We start from the raw sequence: 25,730 nt of genomic DNA, 5'->3' as shown, positions 1-25,730 counted from the left end.
AAGTGCATGACGCAAGTCACGGTGAAACAACTGGCCGATGAGGTCAAAACACCGGTAGAGCGCCTGTTGCAGCAGATGCGTGAGGCAGGTCTGCCGCACACCGCCGCCGATGAAGGTGTGAGCGATAGTGAGAAGCAGTCTTTGCTGACTCACTTGAAGAGCAGCCACAAGGCGAAAGTGGAAGAACCGCGCAAGATTACATTGCAGCGCAAAACCACCAGCACCCTGCGTGTTGCTGGCAGTAAAAGCATCAGCGTTGAAGTGCGTAAAAAGAAAGTTTTCGTACAGCGCAGCCCGGAAGAAATCGAAGCCGAGCGCAAACGCGAACTGGACGAACGTCGCGCAGTAGAAAATGCTGCACGTCAGAAGGCTGAAGAAGAAGCCAAGCGTCGCTCCGAAGAAGAAGTGCGTCGCCAGCCTGCTGCTGCGCAATCCGCTACTAACGACGCCGTCGCAGCTCCTGCTGCAGTTGCCGAGCCAGTACGTGAAAGCGCGCCGGTTGTGGCTGCTGCACCAGCGCCGTCTGCCGACGTTCGCAACAAGCAGAACGAACAGCGCCGTCCGGACAAACCACGTGCCGACGATAACAGTCGTCGTGGCAGTGGCGATGGCGAGCGCAAAAACGCTCCGCATCGTGCTTCGGTCAAAGAGAAAGCGCCTGCTCCACGCGTTGCCCCACGTACTACCGACGAAGAAAGCGATGGCTTCCGTCGTGGTGGTCGCGGCAAGGCCAAGCTGAAGAAACGCAACGCTCACGGTTTCCAGAGCCCAACCGGCCCTGTCGTGCGTGATGTGCAGATTGGCGAGACCATCACTGTTGGCGATCTCGCCAACCAGATGTCGGTCAAGGCTGCTGAAATCATCAAGTTCATGTTCAAACTGGGTACCCCAGCGACCATCAACCAGGTGCTTGATCAGGAAACTGCTCAGCTAGTAGCCGAAGAACTGGGCCACAAAGTGACCCTGGTCAGCGACACCGCCCTGGAAGATTCCCTGGCCGAGTCCCTGAAGTTTGAAGGTGAGACGTTCTCCCGTGCACCGGTTGTGACCGTAATGGGCCACGTTGACCACGGTAAAACCTCGCTGCTCGACTACATCCGTCGTGCCAAGGTAGCTGCTGGCGAAGCCGGCGGTATCACCCAGCACATCGGTGCATACCACGTTGAAACTGATCGCGGCATGGTCACTTTCCTCGATACCCCGGGTCACGCTGCGTTTACCGCAATGCGTGCTCGTGGTGCCAAGGCGACTGACATCGTGATCCTGGTCGTTGCAGCGGACGACGGCGTAATGCCGCAGACCATTGAAGCGGTCCAGCACGCCAAAGCTGCCGGTGTTCCACTGGTAGTTGCAGTGAACAAAATCGACAAGCCGGGCGCTGATCTCGATCGCATCCGTAGCGAACTGTCGGTTCACGGCGTGACTTCGGAAGAGTGGGGCGGCGACACCCCGTTCGTATCGGTTTCGGCGAAAGTCGGTACTGGCGTAGACGAGTTGCTCGAAGCTGTTCTGCTGCAAGCTGAAGTTCTGGAACTGAAAGCGACTCCTTCGGCTCCTGGCCGTGGCGTCGTGGTTGAATCGCGTCTCGACAAAGGTCGTGGCCCGGTTGCTACCGTTCTGGTTCAAGACGGTACCCTGCGCCAAGGCGACATGGTTCTGGTTGGTTCGAACTATGGCCGTGTACGTGCCATGCTCGACGAGAACGGCAAGCCAATCAAGGAAGCCGGTCCTTCCATCCCTGTCGAGATCCTCGGCCTGGACGGTACCCCGGACGCTGGCGATGAGATGAGTGTGCTGTCGGACGAGAAGAAAGCCCGTGAAGTGGCTCTGTTCCGTCAAGGCAAGTTCCGCGAAGTCAAGCTGGCCCGCGCTCACGCTGGCAAGCTTGAAAACATCTTCGAGAACATGGGTCAGGCAGAGAAGAAGACGCTCAACATCGTCCTCAAATCCGACGTCCGTGGTTCGCTGGAAGCGTTGAACGGTGCCTTGAATGGCCTGGGTAACGACGAAGTGCAAGTGCGTGTTGTCGGTGGCGGTGTCGGTGGTATCACCGAGTCCGACGCCAACCTGGCACTGGCCTCCAATGCTGTACTGTTCGGCTTCAACGTGCGTGCCGATGCTGGCGCTCGCAAGATCGTCGAGCAGGAAGGTCTGGATATGCGTTACTACAACGTGATCTACGACATCATCGAAGACGTCAAGAAAGCCCTCACCGGTATGCTGGGCAGCGATGTTCGCGAGAACATCCTGGGTACCGCTGAAGTGCGTGACGTGTTCCGTTCGCCGAAGTTTGGCGCGATCGCCGGTTGCATGGTTATCGAAGGTGTTGTTCACCGTAACCGTCCAATCCGTGTACTGCGTGAAGACATCGTTATCTTCGAAGGCGAGCTGGAATCCCTGCGCCGCTTCAAGGATGACGCTTCCGAAGTACGTGCCGGCATGGAATGCGGTATCGGCGTCAAGAGCTACAACGACGTCAAAGCTGGCGACAAGATCGAAGTCTACGAGAAGGTCCAGGTTGCTCGCAGCCTCTAACTCGCGCACTTCAAGGGCCACGGCGAGCCGCCGCATGCAAGTGCGCGGCACGGCGTCAGGACTCTAAACGCAACGCCCGGTCTGGCTTTTGTCAGGCCGGGCGTTTGCCGCTTTCAGACCCCACGGGTTTCACCGTGTGGCAGTAACAGGTAACAAGACATGGCAAAAGAATACAGCCGTACCCAACGTATCGGCGATCAGATGCAGCGTGAGCTGGCACAGCTGATCCGTCGTGAAGTCAAAGACCCGCGCGTCGGCCTGGTCACTATTACCGCTGTTGAAGTCAGCCGTGACGTCGGTCACGCCAAGATCTTCATCACCGTGATGGGTCAGGACAACGCTGAAGACATCGCGCAAAGCATCAAGGTGCTCAACTCCGCCGCCGGTTTCCTGCGCATGCAGTTGGCTCGCGAAATGAAGTTGCGCAGCGTTCCACAGTTGCACTTCCACTACGACGAAAGCGTCGTGCGTGGTGCTCATCTGTCGGCATTGATCGAACGTGCGGTAGCTGAAGACAATCAGCATCCGGTTGCGGCAGAAGCCGAAGACACCAAGGAGTAATCGGTGGCTCAGGTCAAACGTATCCGTCGTAACGTCAGCGGCATCATCCTGCTCGACAAGCCACTGGGGTTCACCTCCAATGCGGCGTTGCAGAAGGTTCGCTGGTTGCTGAACGCCGAGAAGGCCGGGCACACCGGCAGTCTCGATCCGCTGGCCACCGGCGTGTTGCCGTTGTGCTTCGGTGAGGCCACCAAGTTTTCGCAATACCTGCTCGATTCCGACAAGGGTTACGAAACCCTGGCGCAACTGGGCAAGACCACTACCACGGCCGATGCCGAGGGTGATGTGTTGCTGGAGCGCCCGGTGACCGTTGGTCGCGCCGATGTCGAAGCGGTGCTGCCGAAATTTCGTGGGCAAATCAGTCAGATACCGCCCATGTACTCGGCGCTCAAACGTGATGGCCAGCCGTTGTACAAGCTGGCCCGGGCAGGTGAAGTAGTGGAGCGCGAACCGCGTTCTGTTACTATTACGCGCTTGGAATTACTGGCCTTTGAAGGTGATACTGCGCGGCTTGCAGTGGATTGCACCAAAGGTACCTATATCCGCACCCTGGTGGAGGATATCGGTGAGCAACTCGGTTGTGGCGCTTACGTTGCTGAACTGCGACGTACCCAGGCCGGGCCTTTCACGCTGGCCCAGACGGTCACGCTTGAAGAGTTGGAAGCGGTACATGCCGAAGGCGGCAACGAAGCGGTCGACCGCTTCCTGATGCCATCGGACAGCGGCTTGCTGGATTGGCCACTGTTGCAGTTCTCGGAGCACAGCTCGTTCTACTGGCTTAACGGCCAACCGGTACGAGCCCCGGATGCACCGAAGTTCGGCATGGTACGGGTACAGGATCACAATGGTCGCTTCATCGGTATCGGTGAAGTGAGCGAAGACGGGCGCATCGCGCCACGTCGACTGATTCGGTCAGAATGACCGAACGAGGGTGGCTGTTAACAGGCACGGTCACTACTCATTTTTAGATACAGGGATTTGTCCCTGGCCTGTTGAAGCTGTTTCTTTGAAACAGTTTCCTGATAAAAGGATTGCCTCATGGCTCTCGACGTTCAAGAAAAAGCTCAAATCGTAGCTGACTACCAGCAAGCTGTTGGTGACACTGGCTCGCCAGAAGTGCAAGTTGCACTGCTGACCCACAACATCAACAAGCTGCAAGGTCACTTCAAGGCCAACGGTAAAGATCACCACTCCCGTCGTGGTCTGATCCGCATGGTAAACCAGCGTCGTAAGCTGCTGGACTACCTGAAAGGCAAGGATCTGGGTCGCTATCAGACTCTGATCGGTCGCCTGGGTCTGCGTCGCTAATAAGCGATTGCGCTAGAGGTTGGTTGTCTGTCGTACGTCAGTGGGTTTCCCGCTGGCGCATGGCAGGCTCCCAGCCTCAAGTTTTATCTGGATACCTGCTTTACCTGGACAATGACAGTCGGGCCGATTCCCGGCGTTGCCCAAGAATTTCGCAAGAAGACAAGTTCCCCAAGAGCCACAAAAGAAGGTAGGACACCGTGAACCCGGTAATCAAAAAATTCCAGTTCGGTCAGTCGACCGTTACCCTCGAGACTGGCCGTATCGCCCGTCAGGCCTCCGGCGCAGTATTGGTCACCGTTGACGACGACGTCAGCGTATTGGTGACTGTGGTCGGCGCCAAGCAAGCCGATCCAGGCAAGGGCTTCTTCCCTCTGTCTGTTCACTACCAGGAAAAAACTTACGCTGCCGGTAAGATCCCTGGCGGTTTCTTCAAGCGTGAAGGCCGTCCTTCCGAGAAAGAAACCCTGACTTCCCGACTGATCGACCGTCCGATCCGTCCGCTGTTCCCAGAAGGCTTCATGAACGAAGTGCAGGTTGTCTGCACCGTCGTTTCCACCAGCAAGAAGACCGATCCGGACATCGCTGCGATGATCGGTACCTCGGCTGCGCTGGCCATTTCCGGCATTCCTTTCGATGGCCCGATCGGCGCTGCCCGCGTTGCGTTCCATGAAAGCACCGGTTACCTGCTGAACCCGACTTACGAACAACTGAAAGCTTCGAGCCTGGACATGGTCGTTGCCGGTACTTCGGATGCCGTTCTGATGGTTGAATCGGAAGCCAAAGAGCTGACCGAAGACCAGATGCTGGGCGCGGTACTGTTTGCTCAAGACGAATTCCAGGTTGTGATCAACGCTGTTAAAGAACTGGCCGCTGAAGCAGCCAAGCCAACCTGGGCCTGGGCTCCACAACCAGAAGCTACCGCTCTGCTGGGCGCTATCCGTGCCGAGTTCGGCGACGCGATCTCCCAGGCTTACACCATCACCATCAAGGCCGACCGTTACGCTCGTCTGGGCGAACTGAAAGACCAGGTGGTTGCCAAGCTGTCCGGTGAAGAAGGTCAGCCTTCCTCCAGCGAAGTCAAAGCGGCTTTCGGCGAAATCGAATACCGCACCGTTCGCGAAAACATCGTAAACGGCAAGCCGCGTATCGATGGTCGCGACACCAAGACCGTACGTCCGCTGAACATCGAAGTCGGTGTTCTGCCAAAGACTCACGGTTCGGCTCTGTTCACCCGTGGCGAAACCCAGGCTCTGGTTGTTGCAACACTGGGCACCGCCCGTGACGCACAACTGCTGGACACCCTGGAAGGCGAGAAAAAAGACCCGTTCATGCTGCACTACAACTTCCCTCCGTTCTCGGTAGGTGAGTGTGGTCGCATGGGTGGCGCTGGTCGTCGCGAAATCGGTCACGGCCGTCTGGCCCGTCGTTCGATTCAGGCCATGCTGCCTGCTGCCGACGTGTTCCCGTACACCATCCGTGTTGTGTCGGAAATCACCGAGTCCAACGGTTCGAGCTCCATGGCTTCGGTCTGTGGCGCTTCCCTGGCGCTGATGGATGCCGGCGTTCCGATGAAGGCACCGGTTGCCGGTATCGCCATGGGTCTGGTTAAAGAAGGCGAGAAATTCGCCGTCCTGACCGACATCCTGGGTGACGAAGACCACCTCGGCGACATGGACTTCAAAGTAGCGGGTACTGCCAAAGGCGTTACCGCGCTGCAGATGGACATCAAGATCAAAGGCATCACCGAAGAAATCATGGAAATCGCTCTGGGCCAAGCCCTGGAAGCGCGCCAGAACATCCTCGGTCAGATGAACCAGATCATTGGCCAGTCGCGTACCGAACTGTCGGAAAACGCTCCGACCATGATCGCGATGAAAATCGACACCGACAAAATCCGTGATGTCATCGGTAAAGGCGGCGCGACCATTCGTGCGATCTGTGAAGAGACCAAGGCTTCGATCGACATCGAAGACGACGGCTCGATCAAGATCTTCGGCGAAACCAAGGAAGCGGCTGAAGCTGCCCGTCAGCGCGTTCTGGGCATCACCGCAGAAGCTGAAATCGGCAAGATCTACGTCGGTAAGGTTGAGCGCATCGTCGACTTCGGCGCATTCGTCAACATCCTGCCTGGCAAGGACGGTCTGGTTCACATCTCGATGCTGAGCGATGCTCGCGTTGAAAAAGTGACCGATATCCTGAAAGAAGGCCAGGAAGTGGAAGTACTGGTATTGGACGTGGACAACCGCGGCCGTATCAAGCTGTCCATCAAAGACGTAGCAGCAGCCAAGGCTTCGGGCGTTTAATCACTCCCCACGCCTGACCGCTTCAACGTTATAAAAAAGGCCCCGCAGTGAAAACTGCGGGGCCTTTTTTTGTCTGCCATAAACCGAGACGGGCTTGCGGTTGCGACTCGCCAAAGCTGTGCTAGGTTTAGCTCACCGCCCGTGTAGCTCAGTTGGTAGAGCAGCGCACTCGTAACGCGAAGGTCGCAGGTTCGACTCCTGTCTCGGGCAAAGACTTGTTATTTCACCTTCCGGCTCAGGTCTTCGACCGCGCGTTTGAGCTGATCCAGTTGATTGTCCTGATCGCTGACTTCTCGTTTCAGGTTGGACAGGTCGCTGGAGCTTGGGCTGGAACTCGATCCAGCGCTGCGCTTGAGGTCTTCTACCTGACTGGCGAGCTTTTTCAGATCTTTATCCTGATCGCTGACGGTGCGCTTGAGGTTGGACATTTCACTGGAGCTCGAGCTGGAGCTTGTACCGTTGTTGCGTTTGAGTTCTTCGATGAGGCGCGCTTGTTCGCTGATGGTTTTCTTCAGGGTGTCGATTTCAGTCGTGTTGGTTTTAACAGTGTTCGTTAATTTCACTACGTCTTCGACACTGATGCTGCTCCTGGCCATCACCTCTTTACCGTACGAGTTGTGGAGGGTGAGGAATTTATCGCCGGAATTGGAGCTGTCGGAGCTGTATTCCAAACTGGCTTGAGCGGTATTTGGCAGTACCAGGTTGCCGAGCAGCAGGGCGGCCATGCCGGTTGCAAGCAGGGTAGACGAAAGCTTTGGGAAATTGCGCATCACCTGAGTTCCTTGTGAAGTGCCTATATGGCACATCGCTATGACTCCGGTTTTCGAAACATGTTCCTGAGGGGCCGCAAAAAATGGCATGGCCGGTGATGGCATCCGGTTTTTTGTAGATTTGATGTAAAGATCCGTATAAATCGTCAGCCAAAGGTCCTATATTCGGACCTTGCATGAGCTCCACATTGCAGTTTTCAAATGATCCCCGAATGGTTCTGAAGGCCAGACAAACCGGGCTTCAAACGGTTTTTTTGCGTCAGAGAGATCCTTGATGATCCAGATCCATCTTCCATTCCCCAGATCAAAGAGAACGCCATGACCGTTAAAGAGTTGACCCAAGAAGCCAGACACGCAGAAGCGCTGAAGAAGTACTTGCTGGAATCGCCTCAGCTAGCCGAAGAGATCAAGGACTTGCCCGCCGACGATCAGAAAGACCAGATCCAGTGGGCATTCGAGGATGAGGCGGAATCCCAGGGCTTGCAGCCGTGGGAACTGACGCTCAAGTACACCTCAACCCCTGAAGAGTTCGAGGCTGCGCGCCTTGTTCTGCACAAGGAGGCTGCCGAGGTGTTGGGCGTCGAGTGGGAAGAGTACTGCGAGATGAACAATCTGGTGGTCTGATAAAAACGCCAGCCTCACGAGGCTGGCGTTTTTCATTCACCAGGCGTTATCAAAGGCTCAAGCGCATCGACAGATCGACAGCCTTCACATCCTTGGTCATAGCACCAATCGAGATGTAATCCACCCCGGTTTCGGCGATCGGCAGCAGCGTGCTTTCGTTGATACCGCCGCTGGCCTCCAGTTTCGCCTTGCCGCCGTTCAGGCGCACGGCTTCGCGCATGTCATCCAGACTCAACTCATCGAGCATGATGATGTCAGCACCAGCCGCCAGGGCTTCTTTCAGCTCCTCCAGGCTTTCCACTTCGATCTCCACCGGTTTGCCCGGCGCAATCTTGTGCGCGGCTTTGATGGCCTCCGGGATGCCACCGCAGGCGGCAATATGGTTTTCCTTGATCAGGAAGGCGTCGTACAGGCCGATGCGATGGTTGTGGCAACCGCCGCAGGTGACGGCGTACTTCTGCGCCAGACGCAGCCCCGGCAAGGTTTTACGGGTGTCGAGCAGCTTCACCTGAGTCTCGGCAACGTAATCCGCCAGGTACTGGGCGCGCGTGGCCACGCCAGACAGCAACTGCAGGAAGTTCAGTGCACTGCGTTCGCCCGTCAGTAGCGAGCGCGCCGGGCCTTCGAGGTGGAATAGCACCTGATTGGGTTTCACCCGCTCGCCATCGCGCACCTCCCAGTGCACCGCAACACGTGGATCCAGCTGCCGAAACACTGCATCAACCCAGGCTGTGCCGCAGATGACGGCAGCGTCGCGGGTGATGATCGTGGCTTTGGCCAGGCGTTCGGCCGGGATCAGCTGTGCGGTGATGTCGCCGCTGCCGATGTCTTCGAGCAACGCACGGCGCACGTTGGCTTCGATTTCGGCGGTCAAATCGGCGAGACGTAGATTCGGCATAACGGACTCCACAAACAAAGTGGCCCGATTATAGGGCCATGGCGCTGGGCAACCCAAGGCATCAGAGGCGTTCCCATCGCTCTGAAACCTGCATTTGGTCGATTCGCCTGAGCAATCGGCTCTAAGTTGGCGTCTGCCATAAGCGTCTATTTCAATGGGAAACGCAGAGTCTGCTGGTACAGGGGACATCTTTTGCAAGATAATCCGCCTTGCTTTTGACGTCATGGCTTTGACGTGGATTTGGATTGACGACTTCGAAGACTCACCTTTTCAGGAGGCCTGAATGCACAACGACGGGAATGTAGTGCCTTTGCACAAGGTTGCTACCGACCAGGCGACTCACTCGCCGCTCGCCCGCCTGCCTGTGATTCTGCTTCAGGTTCGCGACAAGGCCGCTCAACAGCTCAGGCATGGGTTGCAGGAACTGTTCGATAACGCCGACGACACACTGTTCGAAATGGCCGACCGGGCCCGCAATGACGTCGAACAGAACCTCTTCTTCGAAGCCATGCGCGACTTGCGCCTCAAGCGTAAAAACATCGAACGCGGTTTTCTCGAACAATTCTTCGAGGCCTTCGTCAGCCTTGCGCAGTACGACATTTCCCAAGCTGCCTTGCCCCGGGCATTGGCTTTCGATGCCTCGGCGTCGATGCCCGATGACGACATGGAGCGCAGCGTGGCAGTGGAGGCGATGGTCGGCAAAGTGCTGAACCGCGACGGTTTCGCCCTGGACCAGCTCACCGCTCGGCTCAGCACACTGCAGGGCAAGACGCTGGTCGAACAGCACAACCCCCTGGGGCCAACGCTGCTCTGCGAGTATTTCTTGCAGGCCGGGCGCAACCTGGGCATGGAAATCAAGGTCAAGCTGATCATCCTCAAGTTGTTCGAACGCTATGTGCTCAGCAATGCTGATCAGCTTTACGCCGAAGCCAATCAACTGCTGATCGCCACCGGCGTGCTACCAGACCTCAAGCCCGCCCCGGCGCGGCGTGCCACCGATCGGGCGGCTGCGAGTGTTCGTGCTGACCCCGCCGAGACAGGCGTGCGGACTGGCAATTCTCAGATTGACGACGGCGTGCAGGAAGTTTTCGCGGCGTTGCAGGAGTTGCTGTTTCACGTGCGTGGCAGTGTCGCGCCAACCCTTGAAGCCAGTGCCCGGACACAGCCGATTTCCACCCGTGATCTATTGCGGCTGCTCTCGCACTTGCAGCAATACGTGCCGGCACCGGCAGCCCAGGACGACTTCGATCTGCGAAACCAGCTCGAACAGCTGCTGACCCGGGTCAGCGTCAAAAGTGGCAAGTCTCGCGTGGTCGGGGTGGCTGACGAAGACGTGATCAACCTGATCGCCATGCTCTTCGAATGCATCCTCGATGACCGCAATCTGCCGGATTCGCTCAAGGCGTTGATCGGCCGTTTGCAGATCCCGATGCTGAAAGTGGCGGTGCTCGACAAGAGCTTCTTCAGCCGCAGCAGTCACCCGGCCCGGCGCCTGCTCAATGAAATCGCCACCGCAGCCATGGGCTGGGGCGAGTGCGATGACCATGAGCGCGACAGCCTGTATCTGCGCATCGAGCAAGTGGTGCAACGGTTGCTGAACGATTTTGTCGATGATCCGGCGGTTTTTTCCGAATTGCTGGCGGATTTTCTCGCCTTCACCAGCGACGAGCGCCGTCGCAGTGAGCTGCTGGAGCAACGTACCCGTGACGCCGAAGAAGGCCGCGCCAGGACGGAACTGGCCCGCCAGCGCGTCGAACAGGTGCTGAATCAGGCCTTGTTGGGCAAAGTATTGCCGCAGCGGGTGGTGGTGTTTGTCCAGGAAGCGTGGAGCCAGGTGCTGCTGCTGACCTGTCTCAAGCACGGCGATCAGTCGGCCGAGTGGCACGCCGATGTGCAGTCCATGGAGCAATTGATCTGGAGCGTACAGCGTCATGACGAGCCCGATGCGAGTCTGCGCTTGTTGGTGTTGGTGCCTGGGTTGCTCAAGTCGTTGCGCGACGGTCTGAGCAGTTCGGCCTTCGATCCGTTCGCCACCAGCGAATTTTTCAGTGAGCTGGAAGCCTTGCACGTTCAACTGTTCGAACGTCCAGGGCAAAAGCTTGAGCCGTCTGTCGATACACCGGTTATGGTCGAAGTGCTGCAGGGAATCGTCCTGCGAACCGCTGACGAAGGGCCGGTCGATACGGCGTCAGTGCGCTTGCCGGAGGACGATGCCGGTCTGCTTCAGGTCGATCAACTGCGGTTGGGGTGCTGGGTCGAGTTTCAGGAAGACGAGGAAAACACCCTGCGCTGCAAGCTGGCGGCGATCATTGAAGCCACCGGCAAGTACATTTTCGTCAATCGCACCGGGATGAAAGTGCTGGAGCGCAGCCGCACCGGTCTGGCGCTGGAGTTCCGGCGTGGCGCGGTGCGCGCGCTGGACGACACCTTGCTGTTCGACCGGGCGCTGGAGTCGGTGATCGGCAATCTGCGTCGCCTCAATCGCGGCAAGTGATCGCGCCCCGAGGGTCTATCGCGGCATACTGGGCGCCAACACAGTCGTCGTTGAAGGAACCTGTATGCAGTTGGACCTCGCGAGCGGTTGGTGTCAGGGCGTAGATATATGCCCCTCGCCCAACTTCAATGCGCGCCCCTCGGGCGAAATTTCCCTGCTGGTGATCCACAACATCAGCCTGCCGCCAGCGCAGTTCGCTACCGGCAAGGTGCAGGAATTTTTCCAGAATCGTCTGGATGTCACGGAGCATCCCTACTTTGAAGGGATCGCCGACCTGCGTGTGTCTGCGCACTTTCTGATCGAACGTGACGGCACCGTCACTCAGTTTGTCTCTTGTCTTGAGCGTGCCTGGCATGCCGGCGTCTCGAGTTTTGAAGGCCGGGAAACCTGTAACGATTTTTCCGTGGGCATCGAACTTGAAGGCACGGATGATCTGCCGTACACCGACGCTCAGTATCAAGCGTTGACGGCCCTGACCCGGCAGCTGCAAAGCGCCTTCACAGCCATTACCGCACAGCGCATTTGCGGGCATAGCGACATCGCACCCGGGCGTAAAACCGATCCGGGGCCAGCGTTCGACTGGGCACGCTATCGCGCCGCTCTGGCAAAAGCTGCTCTGGAAAATAAGGAGTAACAATGAGTTTTCTGGTGTTGCTGTTGGCGGTCTGGATCGAGAAGTTCTCGGCCTTGCGTCATCGGGTTCAGCGCGATGGTGGATGGGTTCACGAGCTGAACAAGCTTGAGGTCAGTCCGCGTCTGGCGAAAAATCCGTGGCTGATTTTGCTGATCCTGGTGTTGTTGCCAGTGGCACTACTGGGTTTGCTGCTGGTGGTATTGAGCCCGGTGGCTTACGGTCTACTGGCATTGCCGGTGCACCTGCTGGTGGTGATTTACAGTCTGGGCCGCGGTGATCTGCTGGCCGGTCTCGGGCCGTTTCGCGATGCCTGGCGCCGGGAAGACCTGCAAGCGGCCGCTCATGTGGCGAACCGCGACCTGGGTATCTGCGCCGATAGCGGCGAACAACTGCTGGAGCGGGTCGAAGGGCATCTGCTGTGGGAAGCTTATCAGAGCTTTTTCGCGGTGATTTTCTGGTATTTCCTGTTGGGTCCGGTCGCGGCCCTGAGCTATCGACTGCTCGCCCTGGCCGAAGAACACGGGCAGAACCCGGCCGTAGTCGAGCGCGCGGCCAAACTGCGTCACGCGTTCGACTGGGTGCCGGTGCGTCTGCTGGCGGCGAGTTTTGCGTTGGTCGGCAACTTTGTCGCGGTCAGCCGGGTGATGCTGCACGAGCTGCTGAACTGGAACATCAGCGCCGCCCAATTGATCGAGAAGGTCGGGCTGGTGGCCGGTGAAATCCCGGCACCGGTAGTCGGTCCTGACGGAATCAACAGCCTCGACCGGATCTGGGAACTGCTGCTGCGCGCGGCGGTGCTCTGGTACGCCGGTTTCGCGTTGTGGACCGTCCTTCCGTAAGCACACTGAAATCCTGTAGCAGCTGGCGCAGCCTGCGTTCGGCTGCGCAGCAGTCGCCAACTCAGACACCGCGGTTTGGCTGACTCACCGCGTGATCAGGATTTACGACTGCTGCGCAGCCGGACGCAGGCTGCGCCAGCTGCTACAGAGACCGCGTCAATCCAGCCGTTAACCTTAAGTTACAAAACCTCCCGCCGATTTGAGCTATACAGAGACAGCGCTGAATAGTGGCTATCTGCTGTCGACCCGCGCCTGCCAATAAAAATAAGAAATCAAAGGGAGACTTCCAGTGAAGAGCTTGCTCTATCCCGCCGTCGCGCTAATGAACCGCCTGAGCTTTGGCATGAAGTTCAGCCTGATCAGCGTGCTGTTCCTTGTGCCGATGCTGGTGACCAACTTTTATCTGGTGCGCGATTCCTATCGAGAATTCCAGGGCACCCGGGTCGAACTGCAAAGCCTCGACCTGCTGGGCAGCAGCCTGACGTTAAGGCGCGATCTGGAAACCCTGAACAACCTGGTGCAGATCAACGTCACCCTCGGTCAGTCCGGCAAGGCCGGCAATGTCGAGTCGCAGATCAGTACCCTGGGGCAAAATGTGCTGACCCGTTTGCAAGGGCTGACGGCGATGACCGCGGACCCCGAGCAAATCCTGGTTTTCGATGGCAAGCGCGATGAAATGATCGCCGCGTTCAAGGCCCAGCAAGCGGAAAACTCCCTGCAAAGCAAAAGCGCGATGATCGGCAAGTTGCTCGGCAATGCGCAAATTTTCAGCCAGATCATCGCCAGTCAGGCCGGCCTGAGCCGCGACACCCAGAGCGACATGCGCCAGCTGAGCGAACTCATCACCAATGTCACCCCGCCCGTTACCCAGCTTCTGGGCGAAGGCCGGGCGATGGGCTCTTTTTCGCTGGGGCAGGGCTTTCTCAACTCGGCATCGAGTACCCGTTTTGATGAGTTGCTGGCGCAGATCGAAAAACTGCAGGCCGAATATGCCCTGAAGTTGCAGGACGCGCTGGGTTCCAGCAAAGCGGCACGGGAAACCCTGGCGGCTCAGGCCGATAGCAGCAAGGCGTCGTTGAAAAAGGCCAGTGAACTGTTCGAGGAGCAGGTGGTGATGGCCGACACGCTCGATGCGCCGTGGCAGGGCTTTTACGATCAGGTCACGGGCCTGATGGATCAGACGTACCAACTCAATGAAGCCACCCTGAAGTTTCTTGGCACCCAACTGCAACAGCGACTGGAGCAGAACCGCACCCATATGGTCTTGCAGGCCGTGGCGCTGTCGGTGGTGTTTGTGTTGATTTTTTACCTCTATGGCGGCTTCTACGCTTCGACCCGCACCACCCTCAAGCGTCTTGGCGCGGTGATGGACAAGGTCGCGGCCGGCGACATGACGGTGACCTTCAGCGCCAACAGCCGCGATGAATTGGGCGAGTTGGGTGAGGTGTTCAACGGCACCGTGAAGAAAATCCATGACTTGATCGAGCGGGTCGGCCAGACCGTCACTGAAGTTGAGCGCCAGGCCGGGCAGGTGGAGAACGTTTCCGCCCAGAGCAACCAGGCGGTGGCGGGGCAGCGCACGCAGATCGAGCAGGTCGCTACGGCCATGAACCAGATGTCGGCCACCTCACTTGAGGTTGCACGCAGTGCCGCGGCAGCGGTCAGCAGCGCCCATAGCGTCAACGATGAGACCATCAGCGGTCGCGGGCTGGTGGAGTCCCAGCAGGGCAGCATCGCTGCACTGGCCAGTGAGATCGATCAGTCGGTGCTGGTAATCAATCAACTGGCCAGCGACAGCCAGTCCATCAGCCGCGTGCTGGAGGTGATCAAGAGCATCGCCGAACAGACCAACCTCCTGGCCCTCAACGCGGCCATCGAAGCAGCTCGGGCCGGTGAGCAGGGCCGTGGTTTTGCGGTGGTGGCGGATGAGGTTCGGACCCTGGCCAAGCGCACCCAGCAATCGACCGAGGAAATCGAGCAGATGATCGCCAAACTGCACAGCGGTGTCGGCGCTGCGGTGAAGGCGATGGGGACCAGTCATCAGATGGCCAACGGCACGGTGGGGCAGTCGGAAAAGGTTCAGCAAGCGCTGGAAAACATCCTCGGCGCCGTCGGCATGATCGTCGATCAGAACCAGCAAATCGCCGCCGCGGTAGAGCAGCAGACCGCCGTGGCCCATGACATCGACCAGAATATTGTCGAAATCAACCGCGCCGGTGAGCGTACTGCCGAAGGTGCACACCAGACCGAGGACGCCAGTCGCGCGTTGTCGGCTCAGGTGGTGGAACTCAAACAACTGATCAGCGCGTTCCGGGTCTGAAAAAAAACGAATCAACTGGCGGGCAATGTCCGGTTTTCCTCCGTCGTCTGGTTTTTGGTCTTTAATGAAGGAAGATCAATCACTTGGACCCGCCCTGAGGAGGCTCGGTTATGTCTGCGGTAACGATTGGAATCCAGGGTCATTGCGCTCATTGCGGGAGCACGCTCTTGCTCAAACCCTGGCAACTCAATGCCATTGCCATCAATGAAGCGTTCACGTGTTCCCACTGCCAGAAAGCTTTACAACTGAACGATCCGAAACAGATCAAGCGCTTCAAGTCGCTCGACTCCCTGGCATTGCTGCGGGCGAGCACGTTGGTCATGGTTTGCACCGCGTTGCTGGTGGCGTTGGTGTTGGAGTGGATCGGGATGTTCAGCGTCGTGGAGCAGCTGAATTTTTCGCTGTTGGCGATTTTCGTCTATTTCGCCGTCATGCGTTTTGCCCGGCACCGGCAACACATGACGCTGACGCTGGAAGCCGCGAAGGCCTACGCCGACTGATTACCAGTTGAACAGCTCACAAGCGTTGGCAGTGCTGGCGGCGGCCAATTGCTCAGGGCTGATCGCCATGATCCCGGCCAGTGCCGAGCAGATCGCCGGCAGATGCGCCGGGCTGTTGCGTTGGCCGGGGAACATGGCGGGTGCCATGTCCGGAGAATCGGTTTCCAGTACCACCGATTCAAGCGGCAATTCGGCCAGCACACGGTGCATGCGCAGGGCCTGAGGCCAGGTCGCGGCACCGCCCAGGCCCAGTTTGAAACCGAGCTTGATGTATTCGCGGGCTTCTTCTTTGCTGCCGGCGAAGGCATGAATGATTCCCGCACGTTTCAAGCGAAACCGTTTAAGCGTGGCAATCACCGCCGCGTGGCTGCGTCGCACATGAATCAGCGCCGGAAGATTGAAGTCCGCCGCCAGTTGCAGTTGCGCATCGAACAGTGCCTGTTGACGTTCGCGGTCCAGGATCTCGATAAAGTAATCCAGACCGATCTCGCCCACGGCGCAGAGCTGTCGATGGCCGGTTAACCGAGTCAGCCAGTCACCGAGTTCCGTCAGGTCTTCGGGACGATGATCATCGAGATACACCGGGTGCAGACCAAACGCCGCATACAGATCGGGATCGCTTTGCACCAGATCCCAGACGCGCTGCCAATTGCCCTGATAAACCCCCAGCACCACCATCCGCCGTACCCCGAGGGCGCGGCTCTCGGCCAACAACGCCGTGCGATCCTCGTCGAAGTCCGGAAAATCCAGATGAGTGTGGCTGTCGATCAGCTCCACGGTTCAGTCCTGGCGAATACGCTGCTTGAAGGTCCGAGCGATGGCCTGCACGCCGGGTCGGTAATCCGATTGCTCGATGGCGGCCAGGGCCAGTTCCAGCGCTTTGTCGGCGATAAGCTGATGCTGCTGGGCCATGGCGTTGACCGGCAGCGGCAGGAAATCCAGCAGCTGCGTGTCGCCGAATGTGCCGAGGCGCAGCGGGCGGGTTTTGAGCGGGAAGTCGTGCAAGGCATCGAATACGCCCTGAAGCAGCACGTAGGACGTGGTCACCAGCGCATCCGGCAAATGGCCCAGACGCTGCAGCAGTTCTTCCATCAACTGTTTGCCGCACTCACGGCTGAACGACTCGCCGTGTTCGATCAGTACCTCGCCTTTGAACCCGTCCAACGCTTCTTTGAAACCGCCCGCCCGCTCCTGGCTGATGCTCAGTTCGGGGCGTGCGCCGATCAGTGCGATCTGCTTGGGCAGCGGTTCCAGTAGACTGCGGGTCAGTTGCAGGCTGGCCTCGCGGTCATCACTGATCACCGAACAGAAATGCTCAGGCTCCATGACCCGGTCGATTGCGATGATCGGAATGCCCTTGGCCTGCAATTGGTGATAGCTGTCATCGCCGGTCGGCAGGCAACTGGCAACGATCAATGCATCGCAGCGCCGGGCCCGGAACAGTTTCAGCAATTGCCGTTCGCTGTCCGGTGCATCGTCGGAACTGGCGATCAGCAGCTGATAGCCGCGAGCGCGGGCGCCTTGTTCCAGCAGTTTGGCGATTCGCGCGTAACTGGGGTTTTCCAGGTCCGGCAGAATGAAACCCAGGGTGCGGGTATGCCGACTGCGCAGCCCGGCAGCCTGGGGATTGGGCGTAAAGCCATGTTGTTCGACGACCGCGCGCACGCGCTCGACGGTGGCACTGCTGATACGTTGTTGTTCTGCCTTGCCATTGATGACGTAGCTGGCGGTGGTAACGGACACACCGGCCAACTGGGCGATATCACTGAGTTTCAACCCGGGTTTTCCTTGTTTTTTCGAGCTTGCCTCGACATTTTCGCCAATCCTACCCGATTAAGGCAGACGACCATCGTCGCGACGCATCCGACAATTGGACTTCAAGGATGAGACATTATCGAGTAACGTGCCAATCATTCTAGATTAAACGTTTCAGCAAGCGTATTTTCTACGTTACAGGCTCCTTTGTCGGTTCTGCCGCGAAACCGCCAAAACTGCCCCTGAAAAGGTGTGTCTAAGAGCCTAAGCTGAATCATTCAAAACAATACCTGGCGTCACAAGACGCCAAAAAGGAGAAAGCATGCTCGAGCTCACCATAGAGCAGATATCCATGGGCCAGTCGGCTGTGGATAAGTCCGCAGCGTTGCACCTGTTGGCCCAGCATCTGGTCACCGATGGCTTGGTCGCCGAGGGTTATCTCGCCGGGTTGCAGGCGCGCGAAGCCCAGGGCTCGACCTTTCTCGGTCAAGGTATTGCCATCCCCCACGGTACGCCGGAAACCCGCGATCTGGTGTTTTCCACCGGCGTGCGGCTGATGCAGTTCCCTGAAGGCGTGGACTGGGGCGACGGTCAGATTGTCTACCTGGCGATTGGTATTGCGGCCAAATCCGACGAACACCTGCGCCTGTTGCAACTGCTGACCCGCGCCCTCGGCGAAACCGACCTGGGCCAGGCGCTGCGCCGCGCCAGTTCCGCCGAAGCCTTGTTGAAGCTGTTGCAAGGCGCGCCGCAAGAACTGGCGCTGGATGCACAGATGATCGGCCTCGGTGTGTCCGCCGATGACTTCGAAGAGCTGGTCTGGCGCGGTGCGCGTTTGCTGCGTCAGGCCGACTGCGTGAGCAACGGTTTCTCGGCTGTGTTGCAACAAGTTGATGCGCTGCCCCTGGGCGATGGTCTGTGGTGGTTGCACAGCGAGCAAACGGTCAAGCGTCCGGGCCTGGCCTTCGTCACGCCGGACAAACCCATGCGTTACCTCGGCCAGCCGCTCAGCGGTCTGTTCTGCCTGGCCAGCCTTGGTGAAGCCCATCAAGCCTTGCTCGAACGCCTTTGTGCGTTGTTGATCGAAGGTCGCGGCCACGAATTGGGCCGCGCCACCAGCAGCCGTAAAGTCCTCGAAGTCCTGGGCGGTGAGCTGCCGGCCGATTGGCCCAGTGCTCGCATCGCCCTGGCTAACGCCCACGGCTTGCACGCGCGTCCGGCGAAGATCCTCGCGCAACTGGCGAAAAGTTTTGAAGGTGAAATCCGCGTACGCATCGTCGATGGCCAGGACAGCGCCGTGTCTGTGAAGAGCTTGAGCAAACTGCTCAGCCTCGGTGCCCGTCGCGGTCAGGTGCTGGAATTTGTCGCCGAACCGAGCATCGCCGCCGATGCCTTGCCAGCCTTGCTGGCCGCCATCGAAGAAGGCCTCGGTGAAGAAGTCGAACCGCTGCCAGCCGTGAGCCAACAGCGCGAAGTGATCGCCGATGTGGCCGAGGTAATCCTCGCGCCAGCGTCCGGCAGTCTGGTTCAGGCCATCGCCGCCGCACCGGGCATCGCCATCGGCCCGGCGCACATTCAAGTGCTGCAAACCATTGAATACCCGCTGCGCGGTGAGTCTGCTGCGATCGAGCGCGAGCGTCTCCAGCAGGCGTTGGCGGACGTGCGTCGCGACATCGAAGGCCTGATTGAACGCAGCAAGTCCAAGGCCATTCGCGAGATTTTCATCACCCACCAGGAAATGCTCGACGACCCGGAATTGACCGATGAAGTCGACACCCGTCTCAAGCAGGGCGAAAGCGCCGAAGCGGCGTGGATGGCGGTGATTGAGACTGCGGCTAAGCAGCAGGAATCGCTGCAGGACGCCTTGCTCGCCGAGCGCGCTGCCGACTTGCGTGATATCGGCCGTCGAGTGCTGGCGCAATTGAGTGGCGTCGAAACCCCGAGCGAGCCTGAGCAACCGTACATTCTGGTGATGGATGAAGTCGGTCCGTCCGATGTCGCCCGTCTTGATCCGGCCCGTGTCGCCGGCATTCTCACCGCCCGTGGCGGCGCCACCGCTCACAGTGCGATTGTCGCCCGAGCCCTCGGTATTCCGGCGCTGGTCGGCGCCGGCCCGGCGGTGTTGCTGCTGGCGCCGGGCACGCCGTTGCTGATTGATGGTCAGCGCGGCCGCCTGCACGTGGACGCCGACGCGGCGACCTTGCAGCGCGCCACCGAAGAACGCGACACCCGCGAGCAACGCCTGAAAGCGGCCGCCGAACAACGCCATCAACCGGCGCTGACCACCGACGGCCATGCGGTCGAAGTGTTCGCCAATATTGGTGAAAGTGCAGGCGTGACCAGCGCGGTGGAGCAGGGCGCCGAAGGCATTGGCCTGCTGCGCACCGAACTGATTTTCATGGCCCACTCGCAAGCGCCCGACGAGGCGACTCAGGAAGTCGAATACCGTCGCGTCCTCGATGGTCTGGCCGGTCGGCCGCTGGTGGTGCGCACCCTCGATGTCGGTGGTGACAAACCGCTGCCGTATTGGCCGATCGCCAAAGAAGAAAACCCGTTCCTCGGCGTGCGTGGTATTCGCCTGACCCTGCAACGTCCGCACATCATGGAAGCGCAGTTGCGCGCGTTGCTGCGTGCGGCGGACAACCGTCCGCTGCGGATCATGTTTCCCATGGTCGGCAGCGTCGATGAATGGCGCCAGGCGCGGGACATGACCGAACGTCTGCGTCTGGAAATTCCGGTTGCCGATCTGCAACTGGGGATCATGATTGAAGTGCCGTCGGCTGCATTGCTGGCGCCGGTGCTGGCCAAAGAGGTCGACTTTTTCAGCGTCGGCACCAATGACCTGACCCAATACACCCTGGCCATCGACCGTGGTCATCCGACCTTGTCGGCCCAGGCTGACGGCTTGCACCCGGCGGTGCTGCAACTGATCGACATTACCGTGCGTGCGGCGCATGCCCACGGCAAGTGGGTCGGCGTGTGCGGCGAGTTGGCGGCCGATCCGCTGGCGGTGCCGGTGCTGGTCGGTCTGGGTGTGGATGAGCTCAGTGTTTCAGGTCGCAGCATTGCCGAGGTCAAGGCGCGGGTTCGCGAACTCAGCCTGGCCCAGACCAAAATCCTTGCCCAACAGGCCCTGGCCGTGGGCAGCGCAAATGAAGTGCGCGCATTAGTGGAGGCCCTGTAATGGCCAAGATCCTGACACTGACTCTCAACCCTGCACTGGACCTCACTGTCCAGCTGCCGGTACTTGCACCCGGCCAGGTCAATCGTAGCGACGAGATGCACGCGCATGCCGCCGGTAAAGGCGTGAACGTGGCACAAGTGCTGGCGGACCTCGGGCATCAGCTCACGGTCAGCGGTTTCCTCGGGGAGGACAACCTTCAAGCGTTCGAAACCCTGTTCGCCAAACGCGGTTTTGTCGACGCATTCATCCGTGTTCCGGGTGAGACGCGCAGCAACATCAAACTGGCGGAAAGCGATGGGCGCATCACCGACATCAACGGGCCCGGCCCCTTGGTGAGTGAAGCCGCGCAGCAGGCGTTGCTTGATCGACTTGATCAGATTGCACCCGGTCATGACGCGGTCGTCGTCGCCGGCAGCCTGCCCCAAGGCATCAGTCCTCAATGGTTGCAGGCGTTGATTGTGCGTTTGAAAAATCTCGGTTTGAACGTGGCGCTGGACACCAGTGGTGAAGCCTTGCGGGCGGCGCTCAAGGCTGGCCCGTGGCTGATCAAACCCAATACCGAAGAGCTGGCCGACGCGCTGGGTTGTGAGGTGGTTTCGGTGGCTGCGCAAGCGCAAGCCGCGAGCCGCTTGCACGCTCAAGGCATCGAGCACGTGGTGATCTCCGACGGTGCCGACGGTGTGAACTGGTTCAGTGTCGGCGCGGCGATGCATGCCACGCCACCCAAGGTCAGTGTCGTCAGCACCGTAGGCGCAGGCGATTCGTTATTGGCCGGCATGCTCCACGGTCTGCTCAGCGCCGACACGCCTGAACAGACCTTGCGCACCGCCACGGCGATTGCCGCGATGGCGGTCACCCAGATCGGTTTCGGTATTGGTGATGCCACGCAGTTGGCGCGGCTCGAACAGGGTGTGCGCGTGCGCCCCCTGACAGAACAATAAGAGGGTTTGTCATGAAGTTAGCCATTGTTACGGCCTGCCCGAACGGCATGGTCACCAGTGTGCTGTGCGCCCGTTTGCTTGATGCGGCGGCCCAGCGTCAGGGCTGGAGCACCAGTGTTGAAGTCAACGATGCCGCGCACCCGGAACGTCAACTATCGGCGGCCACGATCGAGGCGGCCGAATGGGTATTGCTGGTGACCAGCGCGCCAGTGGATATGTCGAGATTCGTCGGCAAGCGGGTGTTCCAGAGTACCCCGGCGCAAGCCCTGCAAGATGTTGAAGCGGTGCTGCGTCGCGGTGCTGAAGAGGCTCAGGTTTACGTCGCCCCCGAAGCCGTGGCCGAGCCTGCCGCCGTCGTGAAACATGCCCCGCGCCTGGTCGCGATTACCGCGTGCCCGACCGGCGTCGCTCACACCTTCATGGCCGCTGAAGCCTTGCAGCAAGCGGCCAAGCGTCTGGGTTACGACCTGCAAATCGAAACCCAGGGCTCGGTTGGTGCGCGCAATCCGCTGAGTGCAGCAGCCATTGCCGATGCGGACGTCGTGCTGCTGGCCTGCGATATCGAAGTCGCCACCGAGCGTTTTGCCGGCAAGAAGATTTACCGTTGCGGCACCGGCATCGCCCTCAAACAAGCCGAAGCGACACTGAATAAAGCGTTGGCCGAAGGCACGCAGGAAACCGCATCGACCGGTGCCAAAGGCCCGGCCAAGCAAGAGAAAAGTGGCGTCTACAAACACCTGCTGACCGGCGTGTCGTTCATGTTGCCGATGGTGGTGGCGGGTGGTCTGATGATCGCCTTGTCGTTCGTGTTCGGCATCACTGCGTTCAAGGAGCCGGGCACATTGGCGGCGGCGCTGATGCAGATCGGCGGCGAGACCGCGTTCAAGCTGATGGTGCCGCTGCTGGCGGGTTACATCGCCTACTCGATCGCCGACCGTCCGGGCCTGGCGCCGGGGATGATTGGTGGTCTGCTGGCAAGCACCTTGGGCGCCGGTTTTATCGGCGGGATCATTGCCGGTTTCATCGCCGGTTACGCGGCGCAGGCGATCAACCGTTATGCGCGCTTGCCGCAAAGTCTTGAGGCGCTGAAACCGATCCTGATCATCCCGTTGCTGGCGAGTCTGTTCACCGGTCTGGTGATGATCTATGTGGTCGGCAAACCGGTGGCCGGGATGCTCGCAGGGCTCACGCATTTCCTCGACAGCATGGGCACCACCAACGCGATTCTGCTCGGTGTGTTGCTGGGCGGGATGATGTGCGTTGACCTTGGCGGGCCGATCAATAAAGCCGCCTATGCGTTCTCGGTAGGGCTGCTGGCGTCGCAAAGTTATGCACCGATGGCTGCGACCATGGCGGCCGGCATGGTGCCGCCGATTGGCTTGGGCATCGCTACGTTTATCGCGCGGCGCAAGTTTGCCCAGACCGAACGCGAGGCCGGTAAAGCGGCGTTGGTATTGGGGCTGTGCTTTATCTCCGAAGGCGCGATTCCGTTTGCCGCGAAAGACCCGCTGCGGGTAATCCCGGCGAGCATTGCCGGTGGTGCGCTGACCGGTGCGTTGTCGATGTATTTCGGCTGCAAACTGATGGCGCCGCACGGCGGATTGTTCGTGCTGGCGATCCCGAATGCGATCAACCATGCACTGCTTTATTTGCTGGCGATTGTGGCTGGGAGTTTGTTGACGGCGGTGGCGTATGCGGTGCTCAAGCGGCCGGAAGCGGTCGAACTGGCACTGGAACCCGCCAACGCCTGACACCCCACCGCACTCCTACAGTAGTGCGGTGTCACACCGGTTTCATGGGCATGTGCTTAAGTTTTCCTTTTCAGGGAGAACACCATGAGCGAATTCGACATCGGCCGTCGTCGTGTCATACAAGCCGTCGGCGCCGGGCTGTTGTTGCCAGGCTTGGCGCCGGCGGTGATTGCCTCGGTCAAGGATCGTCCGCAGCTCACCGATGGCGTGCAGTCCGGCGACGTGCTGGGCGACCGGGCGATGATCTGGAGTCGATGTGATCGTCCGGCGCGAATGGTGGTGGAGTGGGACACTCGCAGCCTGTTCAGCAACCCTCGTCGTTTTGTCTCGCCATTGGCCGTCTCCGGTACCGATTTCACTGCCCGCGTCGAACTCACTGGCCTGCCCGCCGATCAGGCAATTTTCTACCGCGTGCACTTCGAAGACGCCCAGAGCGGCGTCGCCAGCGAACCGTGGTTTGGCCATCTGCGCAGCGTGCCGCAAACCCGTCGCGACATCCGTTTCGTCTGGAGCGGCGACACCGCCGGCCAGGGCTTCGGCATCAACCCGGACATCGGCGGCATGCGCATCTACGAAGCCATGCGATTGCGCCTGCCAGACTTCTTTATCCACAGCGGCGACTCCATCTACGCCGACGGTCCCGTACCTGCGCAGCTCACCACAGAGGGCGGCCGCGTGTGGCGCAACATCACCACTGAAGCCAAGAGCAAAGTCGCCGAAACCCTCGACGACTATCGCGGCAATTACCGCTACAACCTGATGGACGAAAACATCCGCCGCTTCAACGCCGAGGTCCCGCAGATCTGGCAGTGGGACGATCATGAAGTGGTAAACAACTGGTCGCCGGGCAAGCAGTTGGATGATCGCTACAAGAGCAAAGATATCCACAGCCTGGTCGGTCGCGCGCGTCAGGCCTGGCTCGAATACGCACCGATGCGGTTGCAGAGCGCCGATGGCGGCGGGCGGATTTATCGCAAGCTCGGTTACGGTCCGTTGCTCGATGTGTTCGTGCTCGACATGCGCAGCTATCGCGGGGCCAATGACGACAACCTGGGTGCCGCTAAACCGTTCCTTGGCCGAGAGCAGCTGGACTGGCTCAAGCGTGAATTGAAGGCCTCCAAGGCCCAGTGGAAAGTCATCGCCGCTGATATGCCGATTGGCCTCGGCGTATCGGACGGTGAAGTCAGCCCCGGTGTGATGCGTTGGGAAGCCGTGGCCAATGGCGATCCGGGACCGGCCCAGGGACGTGAACTGGAAATCGCCGAATTGTTGGGTTTTCTGCGGACGCAGCAGGTGCGCAATTTTGTCTGGCTGACGGCGGATGTGCATTACTGCGCCGCGCACCATTACCACCCGGACCGTGCGGCGTTTCAGGATTTCGAGCCGTTCTGGGAATTTGTCGCCGGGCCTTTGAATGCGGGGAGCTTCGGGCCTGATTCGCTGGATAAGACCTTTGGGCCGGAGGTGGTGTTTGAGAAAGCACCACCGGCACAGAACACCTCACCGTTTGCCGGGTTTCAGTTTTTTGGTGAGGTGAATATTGATGGGCAGACGGGGGAGATGAGTGTGGTGTTGCGGGATCTGGATGGGGTTGGGGTGTTTGAGCAGAAGCTGCAGCCAGTCTGATGGATCCACCCCTCACCCCAGCCCTCTCCCCACGGGGGAGAGGGGGAAAGGGGGCCCATCTCCATTGGATTCGAAACCTGAGTTCGACTCGATTTTTCAGGTCGATGTATAACGTGAGACACCTCGGTCAGTCCCCTCTCCCTCTGGGAGAGGGCTAGGGTGAGGGGGCGATGTTCGATTCGCCGCAAGTCTCAGGATCTGCTCAAGTACATCACTCATCCGCTCAATAACCTCTAGATTGCTAAACCGCACAACCTCAATACCTTGCAGCTGAAGGTAAAGCGTTCGACGCCGGTCATGTATTTTTGCCGCTGTCTCGTAATGCTGACCACCATCCAGTTCGATGGCCAACTTCAGTTCCACGCAATAAAAGTCCAGGATGTACGGCGGGCATGGAAACTGCCGACGGAATTTCAGATTGGCGATTTGCCGAGAACGAAGTTTTTGCCAGAGCAGGAGTTCGCAGTCAGTTTGATTGGTGCGCAGATAGCGGGCGAATTGGCGTTGGTTGGAGGTGGGGCGGGTGGGCATGCTTCACGTCCGTGTGAAGGGGGATAGAGGTTTTACTGTAGCCGAGGTTTTGTCATTTGCCTGTAGAGCCACCCCTCACCCCAGCCCTCTCCCCATGGGGGAGAGGGCGAAAGGGAGCCGATCTTCATCGTATCCAAACCTGAGTTCGACTCGGTA

20 protein-coding genes and 1 tRNA gene are annotated in these 25,730 nt (G+C 59.3%); 16 read left to right on the top strand and 5 right to left on the bottom strand.

What is annotated here, in order from left to right; translation table 11 throughout:
- Positions 1–6: 6 nt before the first annotated feature.
- The 6 genes from infB to ACSQ87_RS27715 all read left to right on the top strand — a co-directional run bounded on the left by infB (position 7) and on the right by ACSQ87_RS27715 (position 6,917).
- Positions 7–2,535, top strand: coding sequence for a translation initiation factor IF-2 (gene infB, locus ACSQ87_RS27740; RefSeq protein WP_436274810.1), 2,529 nt, complete (start codon positions 7–9; stop codon positions 2,533–2,535).
- 159 nt (positions 2,536–2,694) lie between these two features.
- The gene (rbfA, locus tag ACSQ87_RS27735) at positions 2,695–3,096 is read left to right on the top strand and encodes a 30S ribosome-binding factor RbfA (RefSeq protein WP_008149016.1); all 402 of its coding nucleotides are present in this window, start codon (positions 2,695–2,697) and stop codon (positions 3,094–3,096) included.
- A gap of 3 nt (positions 3,097–3,099) precedes the next feature.
- Positions 3,100–4,017: a tRNA pseudouridine(55) synthase TruB gene (gene truB / locus ACSQ87_RS27730; RefSeq protein WP_008149014.1), complete on the top strand. Its 918-nt coding sequence runs from the start codon at positions 3,100–3,102 to the stop codon at positions 4,015–4,017.
- Positions 4,018–4,134: 117 nt separating this feature from the next.
- Positions 4,135–4,404, top strand: a complete 270-nt coding sequence (rpsO, locus tag ACSQ87_RS27725) for a 30S ribosomal protein S15 (RefSeq protein WP_003177875.1) — start codon at positions 4,135–4,137, stop codon at positions 4,402–4,404.
- 197 nt (positions 4,405–4,601) lie between these two features.
- Complete coding sequence (pnp, locus tag ACSQ87_RS27720; protein WP_150658742.1) at positions 4,602–6,707, top strand: polyribonucleotide nucleotidyltransferase; 2,106 nt, start codon at positions 4,602–4,604, stop codon at positions 6,705–6,707.
- Positions 6,708–6,844: 137 nt separating this feature from the next.
- A tRNA-Thr gene (locus ACSQ87_RS27715) sits at positions 6,845–6,917 on the top strand.
- A gap of 8 nt (positions 6,918–6,925) precedes the next feature.
- Here the strand turns inward: ACSQ87_RS27715 and ACSQ87_RS27710 are convergent.
- The gene (locus ACSQ87_RS27710; protein WP_436275122.1) at positions 6,926–7,477 is read right to left on the bottom strand and encodes a hypothetical protein; all 552 of its coding nucleotides are present in this window, start codon (positions 7,475–7,477) and stop codon (positions 6,926–6,928) included.
- Positions 7,478–7,795: 318 nt separating this feature from the next.
- On the opposite strand from ACSQ87_RS27710, the gene ACSQ87_RS27705 reads away from it, so the two are divergent.
- Complete coding sequence (locus ACSQ87_RS27705) at positions 7,796–8,101, top strand: DUF6388 family protein (protein ID WP_046046051.1); 306 nt, start codon at positions 7,796–7,798, stop codon at positions 8,099–8,101.
- A gap of 49 nt (positions 8,102–8,150) precedes the next feature.
- On the opposite strand, the gene nadC is transcribed toward ACSQ87_RS27705, so the two are convergent.
- Positions 8,151–8,999, bottom strand: coding sequence for a carboxylating nicotinate-nucleotide diphosphorylase (nadC, locus tag ACSQ87_RS27700; RefSeq protein WP_150658743.1), 849 nt, complete (start codon positions 8,997–8,999; stop codon positions 8,151–8,153).
- Positions 9,000–9,282: 283 nt separating this feature from the next.
- Between nadC and ACSQ87_RS27695 the strand changes: the two genes are divergently transcribed.
- From ACSQ87_RS27695 to ACSQ87_RS27675, 5 genes are all read left to right on the top strand, one after another.
- Complete coding sequence (locus tag ACSQ87_RS27695; RefSeq protein ID WP_223432300.1) at positions 9,283–11,493, top strand: DUF1631 domain-containing protein; 2,211 nt, start codon at positions 9,283–9,285, stop codon at positions 11,491–11,493.
- Between the two features lie 64 nt (positions 11,494–11,557).
- Positions 11,558–12,127 carry a 1,6-anhydro-N-acetylmuramyl-L-alanine amidase AmpD gene (gene ampD / locus ACSQ87_RS27690; RefSeq protein WP_436274809.1) on the top strand — a complete coding sequence of 190 codons (570 nt, stop codon included), beginning with the start codon at positions 11,558–11,560 and terminating at the stop codon, positions 12,125–12,127.
- A gap of 2 nt (positions 12,128–12,129) precedes the next feature.
- Positions 12,130–12,966: a regulatory signaling modulator protein AmpE gene (gene ampE, locus ACSQ87_RS27685; protein ID WP_223432298.1), complete on the top strand. Its 837-nt coding sequence runs from the start codon at positions 12,130–12,132 to the stop codon at positions 12,964–12,966.
- 289 nt (positions 12,967–13,255) lie between these two features.
- Entirely contained in the window at positions 13,256–15,286 is a 2,031-nt protein-coding gene (locus ACSQ87_RS27680; RefSeq protein WP_436274808.1) for a methyl-accepting chemotaxis protein, read from the top strand.
- Positions 15,287–15,396: 110 nt separating this feature from the next.
- The gene (locus ACSQ87_RS27675; RefSeq protein ID WP_436274807.1) at positions 15,397–15,786 is read left to right on the top strand and encodes a hypothetical protein; all 390 of its coding nucleotides are present in this window, start codon (positions 15,397–15,399) and stop codon (positions 15,784–15,786) included.
- Here the strand turns inward: ACSQ87_RS27675 and ACSQ87_RS27670 are convergent, their stop codons facing one another.
- Entirely contained in the window at positions 15,787–16,563 is a 777-nt protein-coding gene (locus tag ACSQ87_RS27670) for a TatD family hydrolase (protein ID WP_436274806.1), read from the bottom strand.
- A gap of 3 nt (positions 16,564–16,566) precedes the next feature.
- Positions 16,567–17,562: a catabolite repressor/activator gene (cra, locus tag ACSQ87_RS27665; RefSeq protein WP_223432294.1), complete on the bottom strand. Its 996-nt coding sequence runs from the start codon at positions 17,560–17,562 to the stop codon at positions 16,567–16,569.
- Positions 17,563–17,863: 301 nt separating this feature from the next.
- Here cra and ptsP point away from each other — a divergent pair, with 301 nt between their 5' ends.
- From ptsP to ACSQ87_RS27645, 4 genes are all read left to right on the top strand, one after another.
- Positions 17,864–20,725 (top strand): phosphoenolpyruvate--protein phosphotransferase, encoded by a 2,862-nt coding sequence (gene ptsP / locus ACSQ87_RS27660; RefSeq protein WP_436274805.1) that lies wholly within the window; start codon positions 17,864–17,866, stop codon positions 20,723–20,725.
- Positions 20,725–21,666 carry a 1-phosphofructokinase gene (pfkB, locus tag ACSQ87_RS27655; RefSeq protein WP_436274804.1) on the top strand — a complete coding sequence of 314 codons (942 nt, stop codon included), beginning with the start codon at positions 20,725–20,727 and terminating at the stop codon, positions 21,664–21,666. Before ptsP ends, pfkB begins: the two co-directional genes overlap by 1 nt.
- 11 nt (positions 21,667–21,677) lie before the next feature.
- Positions 21,678–23,417, top strand: a complete 1,740-nt coding sequence (locus tag ACSQ87_RS27650; protein WP_436274803.1) for a PTS fructose-like transporter subunit IIB — start codon at positions 21,678–21,680, stop codon at positions 23,415–23,417.
- Positions 23,418–23,501: 84 nt separating this feature from the next.
- Positions 23,502–25,043: an alkaline phosphatase D family protein gene (locus tag ACSQ87_RS27645; RefSeq protein ID WP_436274802.1), complete on the top strand. Its 1,542-nt coding sequence runs from the start codon at positions 23,502–23,504 to the stop codon at positions 25,041–25,043.
- 96 nt (positions 25,044–25,139) lie between these two features.
- On the opposite strand, the gene ACSQ87_RS27640 is transcribed toward ACSQ87_RS27645, so the two are convergent.
- Complete coding sequence (locus ACSQ87_RS27640) at positions 25,140–25,574, bottom strand: endonuclease domain-containing protein (RefSeq protein ID WP_223432289.1); 435 nt, start codon at positions 25,572–25,574, stop codon at positions 25,140–25,142.
- Between the last annotated feature and the right edge of the window lie 156 nt (positions 25,575–25,730).

Source organism: Pseudomonas sp. LjRoot277, assembly GCF_964253845.1.
Lineage (GTDB): Bacteria > Pseudomonadota > Gammaproteobacteria > Pseudomonadales > Pseudomonadaceae > Aquipseudomonas.
The sequence above is the reverse complement of the archived record's forward strand: the minus strand, read 5'-3'. Positions and strand labels throughout refer to the sequence as shown.